The organism is Kitasatospora sp. NPDC056783 (genome assembly GCF_042789895.1).
Lineage (GTDB): Bacteria > Actinomycetota > Actinomycetes > Streptomycetales > Streptomycetaceae > Kitasatospora.
Map to the genome: position 1 here is coordinate 22,285 of NZ_JBHUAF010000075.1, position 6,126 is coordinate 28,410.

Below are 6,126 nucleotides of genomic sequence, written 5' to 3' on the forward strand. Positions count from 1 at the left end.
GTACTTGGCGAGCCAGCGGCAGACCTTCTTTCCGTCACGGCCCCTCAGTCGCCGGTCTGCCCTCGCGCTCCGCCGCGCTCTCCCCACCCTTGCGCTCCTCGGCGCTCTGCCCGATCTCGCGCTCCGCCGCGCTCTGCCCGATCTCGCGCTCCGCCGCGAAGTGACAAGCCGAGTCGTGCCGCGCCGCCCCGTCCAGCCAGGACGGCGCGGCCAGCAGCGGCACCTCGACCTCGCACCGCTGCCGCGCCTTCCAGCAGCGGGTGCGGAAGCGGCAGCCGGACGGCGGGTTGGCCGGCGAGGGCACGTCGCCGGTGAGCACGATCCGGTCCCGGGTCTCCCGCGCCGCCGGGTCCGGCACCGGCACCGCGGAGAGCAGGGCCTGGGTGTACGGGTGCGTCGCGTGGTCGTAGATCTCCGCGTCCGAGCCGATCTCGACGATCCTCCCCAGGTACATCACCCCGACCCGGTCGGAGATGTGCCGGACGATCGAGAGGTCGTGGGCGATGAACATGTACGACAGGTTGAACTCGCCCTGGAGCTGCTCCAGCAGGTTGATCACCTGCGCCTGCACCGAGACGTCCAGTGCCGAGACCGGCTCGTCGCAGATGATGACCTCGGGCTTGAGCGCGAGACCGCGGGCGATGCCGATGCGCTGGCGCTGGCCGCCGGAGAACTGGTGCGGGTACCGGTTGATGTACTCCGGGTTCAGACCCACGACGTCCAGCAGGTCCTGGACGGCCTTGCGGCGGTCGCCCTTGGGCGCCACCTCGGGGTGGATCTCGAACGGCTCGCCGATGATGTCGCCGACCGTCATGCGCGGGTTGAGCGAGGTGTACGGGTCCTGGAACACCATCTGGATGTTCCGCCGGACGGCCTTCAGCGCCCCGCCGGAGAGCCGGGAGATCTCCTCCCCCTTGTAGCGGACCGATCCCCCGGTGGCGGGCTCCAGGTTCATCAGCACCTTGGCCAGCGTGGACTTCCCGCAGCCGGACTCACCGACGATGCCGAGCGTCTCGCCCTGCATCAGGTCGAAGGTGACCCCGTCCACCGCCTTGACCGCGCCGACCTGCCGCTTGAGGAGGACGCCCTTGGTCAGCGGGAAGTGCTTGACCAGGTCCCGGACTTCGAGGATCGGCTCGCCGCGCGGCACCTCCTGCGCGAAGACGACCTCCTCCGGCACCACCGCGCCCAGGGCGCTGGACCCGTTAGCGGCCATGGAGGGTCTCCTTCCAGAAGAAGCAGGCGCTGCCGCGTCCCTTCACCGGCGCCCCGTCCTCCTCGGCGACCGGGAACAGTTCCGGCACCTCGGCCCGGCAGCGGTCCTGGGCGCGCGGGCAGCGCGGGTTGAAGGCGCAGCCCTTGGGGATGCGCAGCAGGTTGGGTGGCAGGCCCTTGATGGCGTAGAGCTCCTGGCCCTTCTGGTCCAGCCGGGGGATCGAGTCCAGCAGTCCCCGGGTGTACGGGTGCGCGGGCCGGGCGTACAGCTCGTGCACCGGGGCGGTCTCCACGATCCGGCCCGCGTACATCACGGCGATCTTGTCCGCGACGTCGGCGACCACGCCGAGGTCGTGGGTGATCAGGATCAGACCCATGTTGTACTCGGTCTGCAACTCGGCGAGCAGGTCCATCACCTGGGCCTGGACGGTCACGTCCAGGGCGGTGGTGGGCTCGTCCGCGATGATCAGATCGGGCTCCAGCGCCAGCGCCATCGCGATCATGATGCGCTGGCGCATCCCGCCGGAGAACTGGTGCGGATAGTCGTTCACCCGCTGCTTGGCGGCGGGGATGCGGACCCGGTCCATCAGCTCGACGGCCTTGTCCCGCGCCTCCTTGCGGGAGGTCCCCCGGTGGGCCCGGAACATCTCGCCGAGCTGGTAGCCGACGCTGAGCACCGGGTTCAGCGCGGACAGCGCGTCCTGGAAGATCATCGCGATCTTCCGGCCGCGGATCCGCCGCCGCTCGTCCTTGCCCATCGTGAGCATGTCCTGGCCGCGGTAGAGGATCTCGCCGCGCGGGATCCGGGCCGGCGGCATGTCCAGGATGCCCATGATCGCCTGCGCCGTGACCGACTTGCCGGAGCCGGACTCCCCCAGCACCGCGAGCGTCTCCCCGGCCGAGACGGAGTAGTCGACGCCGTTCACGGCCCGGGCGACGCCGTCCCGGGTGACGAACTCGACGTGCAGGTCCCGGACGTCGAGCAGCGGCCCCTGGAACGGCGCCTGCTCCTCGTGCCCGGTGGTGTCCAGCACTGTGCTCACGATGCGCTCCCCTCACTCAGCGAAGCTTCGGATCGAGGGCGTCGCGCACCGCGTCGCCCAGCATGATGAAGGCCAGCACGGTGATCGAGAGCGCCGCGGCCGGGAAGAACAGCACGTACGGCGCGGTCCGGATCACCTTCTGCGCGGAGGAGATGTCGATGCCCCAGGAGATGGTCGGGTCCTGGAGGCCGATGCCGAGGAAGCTCAGCGTCGCCTCGGTGGCGATGTAGCCGCCGAGCGCGATCGTCGCCACCACGATCACCGGCGCGATCGCGTTCGGCAGGATGTGCCGGAACATCAGCCGGCCCGTGCCGGCGCCGAGCGCCCGCCCGGCCATCACGTAGTCGGACTGCTTGACGGTCAGCACCGCCCCGCGCATCACCCTGGCGATCTGGGTCCAGCCGAGCACGCCCAGCGCGATGACCACGCTCCACACGGTGCGGGTGGCGAAGGCGTTCAGCAGCACCAGTGCGCCGAGCAGCAGCGGGATGCCGAAGAAGACGTCGGTGATCCGGGAGAGCACCGCGTCGACCCAGCCTCCGAAGTAGCCGGCCACCATCCCGGTCAGCCCGCCGAGCACGGTGACGGCGGCGGTCACGAAGATGCCGACGGTGATCGAGGCCCGGGCCCCGTGCACCACCCGGGCGAAGATGGACCGGCCCTGGGCGTCGTAGCCGAACCAGCCGGCCCCGAAGACGTCGCCCCAGTTCGGTCGCCTGAGGTAGTCGTTCACCAGGTCGGCGTGGCGCGGGTCGGCGCCGGTGAACGCCCAGGGGAAGACCGCCATCACCACCAGCAGCAGGATCAGCACCGCCGAGACCAGGAAGATCGGCCGTCGGCGCAGGTCCCGCCAGGCGTCCGCCCAGAGGCTGCGGGCCTCCTCGCGCTTCACCACGTCCGGTTCGACTAAGGTCTCCTGCTCGACCGCCATGCCCTGCTCCCCGGCGTAGTCGAGGCGCGAGACCCCGGGCTTGGGGTGCGGCTCGTACGAGTCCTCGTCATGGATGTCAGGCATAGCGGATCCTCGGGTCCAGGACCGCGTAGAGCAGGTCGACGAGCAGGCTGGCGACCAGGTAGACGATCACCAGGACGGTCACGATGCCGACCACGGTGGGGCCCTCCTTCTGATTGATCGCCCGGTACAGGACGTTGCCGATGCCCTGCACGTTGAAGATGCCCTCGGTGACGATCGCCCCGCCCATCAGCGCCCCGAGGTCGGTGCCGAGGAAGGTCACCACCGGGATCAGCGAGTTGCGCAGCAGGTGGCGGATGATGACGGTCCGTCGGGGCAGGCCCTTGGCGACCGCGGTGCGGATGTAGTCGGCCCGCAGGTTCTCGCCGATCGAGGTCCGGGTGAGCCGGGCGACGTACGCGAGCGAGAGCGAGCCCAGCACGACGGCCGGCAGCACCAGCTGGGTCAGGTCGTAGCTGTCCTGGACGGTCGGGGTGACCCACCCCAGGTTGGTGGCGAACACCGTCTGCGCGATGTAGGCCAGCACGAAGACCGGGATCGAGATCACCACCAGGGTGAGGATCAGCACGAGGGTGTCCGCGACGCTGCCGCGCCACAGTCCGGAGACCAGGCCGAGGGCGAGGCCGGCGATCATCTCGAAGACGAAGGCCAGCAGGGCGAGCCGGATGGTGACCGGGAAGGCGTCCGCCATGATGTCGGTGACCGGCCGCCCGGTGAAGCTGGTGCCGAAGTCCCCCTGGAAGAGGTTCCCCATGTAGTGCAGGTACTGCTTCCAGATCGGCTGGTCCAGGTAGTACATGTGCTTGATGCTGGCGACCACGGCCGGGTCCGCGGCCTTCTCGCCGAACAGCGCGGCGACGGGGTCGCCCGGCAGCGTGTAGACCATCAGGAAGATCAGCAGTGTGGCACCGAGGAACACCGGGATCATCTGCAGCACCCGCCGCAGCACGTAACTGCCCATCCGGGCCTCCTTCCTAGGTGTCCGGCCGGGTGTCCGGCCGGCCGTCGGCCGCGAGACCGGGCCCCGCCCTCCGCGCGGGGAGGGCGGGGCCGGCGCGAGGGGGCGGGGCTCAGCCCTTGACCTCGACCTGGCTCCAGGCCGGGTTCCCGAAGGAGTCGAACTTCACGTTCCGCACCTTGGTCGAGTAGCCCGAGTTGGTGCGGTAGTACCAGAGCGGGATGGCCGGCATGCCGCTCGGCAGCACCGCCTCGGCCTGCTGGTAGCCGGTCACCGTGTCGGCGACGCTGCCCGCCTCGTCCGCCTTGGTGGCGGCCTCGTCGAACGTCGGGTCGCTGTAGCCGAAGTCGTTGGACGCGGCGCCGGTGCGGTACACGTCGGCCAGGAAGTTGGCGTTCAGCGGGTAGTCCTGCACCCAGCCGGTGCGGAAGGCGCCGTTGAGCTGGTGCCCGGTGATCGCGGCCCGCGCCGTCTTGAAGTCGGGCTTCGGGTCGCCCAGACAGTCGACCCCGGTGTTCTGCCGGATCGAGTTGCAGACCGCGTCGACCCACTCCTTGTGGCCGCCGTCCGCGTTGTAGGTGATCGTCAGCTTGTTGCCGGGGACGCCGCCGCCCTCCTCGATCAGCTGTTTGGCCTTGGCCGGGTCGAACGTGCAGTTGTCGCCGCAGGTGCCGTCCTTGTAGCCCTCGACGCCCTCGGCCACCCAGGCGGTGGCGGGCTTGCGGGAGCCCTGGAGCACCGTCTTGGTGATGGTGCCGCGGTCGATCGCCATCGACAGGCCCTGGCGCACCTTGGCCTTGTCCGGCCCGGACCAGTCGCCCTGGTAGAGCGTGAAGCCGATGTTCTGGATGGCGCCCTGCGGCTCGTCCACCGCGCGGTCGCCGAGGTCGCTCTTGTACGTGGCCAGCGCGGACGGCGGCACCTGGTCCATGACGTCCAGGTTGTTGGACTGGAGGTCGGCGTAGGCGGCCTCGGACGTGGTGTACATCTTGAAGACGATGCCGCCGTTCTTCGGCTTGTCCACGCCCTGGTAGTCCGGGAAGCTCTTGGTCACCACCTGGCTGTTGTGCGACCAGCTGACGAACTCGTACGGGCCGTTGCCCACCGGCTTCTGGCCGTACCCGGCCGGGTCCTGGTAGAAGCCCTCGGGCAGCGGCGAGAAGGCGATGTAGCCGAGCTTGTACTCGAAGTACGAGACCTTGTGGGTCAGCTTCACGGTGAAGTGGAGGTCGTCGGTGACGGTCAGCCCGGACATCTTGTCCGTGCTCGCCGAGCCGGAGGCCGGGTGGACGTCCTGGTAGCCCTCGATGTCGGAGAACCAGGAGCTGTTGATCTGGTTGTTGGCGGGGTTGGCGCCCCAGTTCCAGGCGTCGACGAAGTTCCGGGCGTGCACCGGGGTGCCGTCGTGGAACTTCCAGCCGTCCTTCAGCGTGATGTCGAAGGTCTGCGAGTCGCTGGTGTCGATCTTCTCGGCGACCTGCATCCGGATCTTGGCGTTGCTCGGGTCGTAGTCCACGAGCCCCTTGAAGAGGTTCTGGATGATGCGGCCGCCGCCGACCTCGTTCGCGTTGGCGGGCTGCAGCGGGTTCTGCGGCTCGTTGCTCTGGTAGCTGAACGCCTTGTTCGCATCCGACGAACCGCTACTGCTCCCTCCCCCGCTGTCGCCGCATCCGGTGGCCACCAGGACCACGGAGGTCGCGGCGGCGAGGAGCCAACGGGCACGGGCGGCTACGGGCATGGAGGTCCCTCCTCAGGGTGTGTGTCGCATCACACCCCATGAGAGGCACGGCCCGGCGACGGCGCGCGTCGGGTGCACCCGGACGGGAACTTGGGGCCGTTGGCGGCGTAGTAGCGGTAGATGGAGACGACGATGTCGATCTCGCCGCGGGCCTGGGCGACCGGCTTGCCCATCTCCCGGGTGATGATCGCCGCCAGCT

The 6,126-nt window shown here is 69.4% G+C and carries 5 protein-coding genes; all 5 read right to left on the reverse strand.

Going from position 1 to position 6,126, the window contains the following annotated elements:
- Positions 1–34 precede the first annotated feature (34 nt).
- The gene (locus ACFRMQ_RS14245; protein WP_380730596.1) at positions 35–1,216 is read right to left on the reverse strand and encodes an ABC transporter ATP-binding protein; all 1,182 of its coding nucleotides are present in this window, start codon (positions 1,214–1,216) and stop codon (positions 35–37) included.
- A complete protein-coding gene (locus tag ACFRMQ_RS14250; RefSeq protein ID WP_380730598.1) occupies positions 1,206–2,258 on the reverse strand; it encodes an ABC transporter ATP-binding protein in 1,053 nt (350 codons plus the stop codon). The genes ACFRMQ_RS14245 and ACFRMQ_RS14250 overlap by 11 nt, the downstream gene beginning before the upstream one ends.
- Before the next feature lie 16 nt (positions 2,259–2,274).
- Positions 2,275–3,189, reverse strand: a complete 915-nt coding sequence (locus ACFRMQ_RS14255; RefSeq protein ID WP_380730604.1) for an ABC transporter permease — start codon at positions 3,187–3,189, stop codon at positions 2,275–2,277.
- A gap of 76 nt (positions 3,190–3,265) precedes the next feature.
- The gene (locus ACFRMQ_RS14260; RefSeq protein ID WP_380730600.1) at positions 3,266–4,192 is read right to left on the reverse strand and encodes an ABC transporter permease; all 927 of its coding nucleotides are present in this window, start codon (positions 4,190–4,192) and stop codon (positions 3,266–3,268) included.
- A gap of 109 nt (positions 4,193–4,301) precedes the next feature.
- Positions 4,302–5,927, reverse strand: a complete 1,626-nt coding sequence (locus ACFRMQ_RS14265; RefSeq protein WP_380730602.1) for an ABC transporter substrate-binding protein — start codon at positions 5,925–5,927, stop codon at positions 4,302–4,304.
- Between the last annotated feature and the right edge of the window lie 199 nt (positions 5,928–6,126).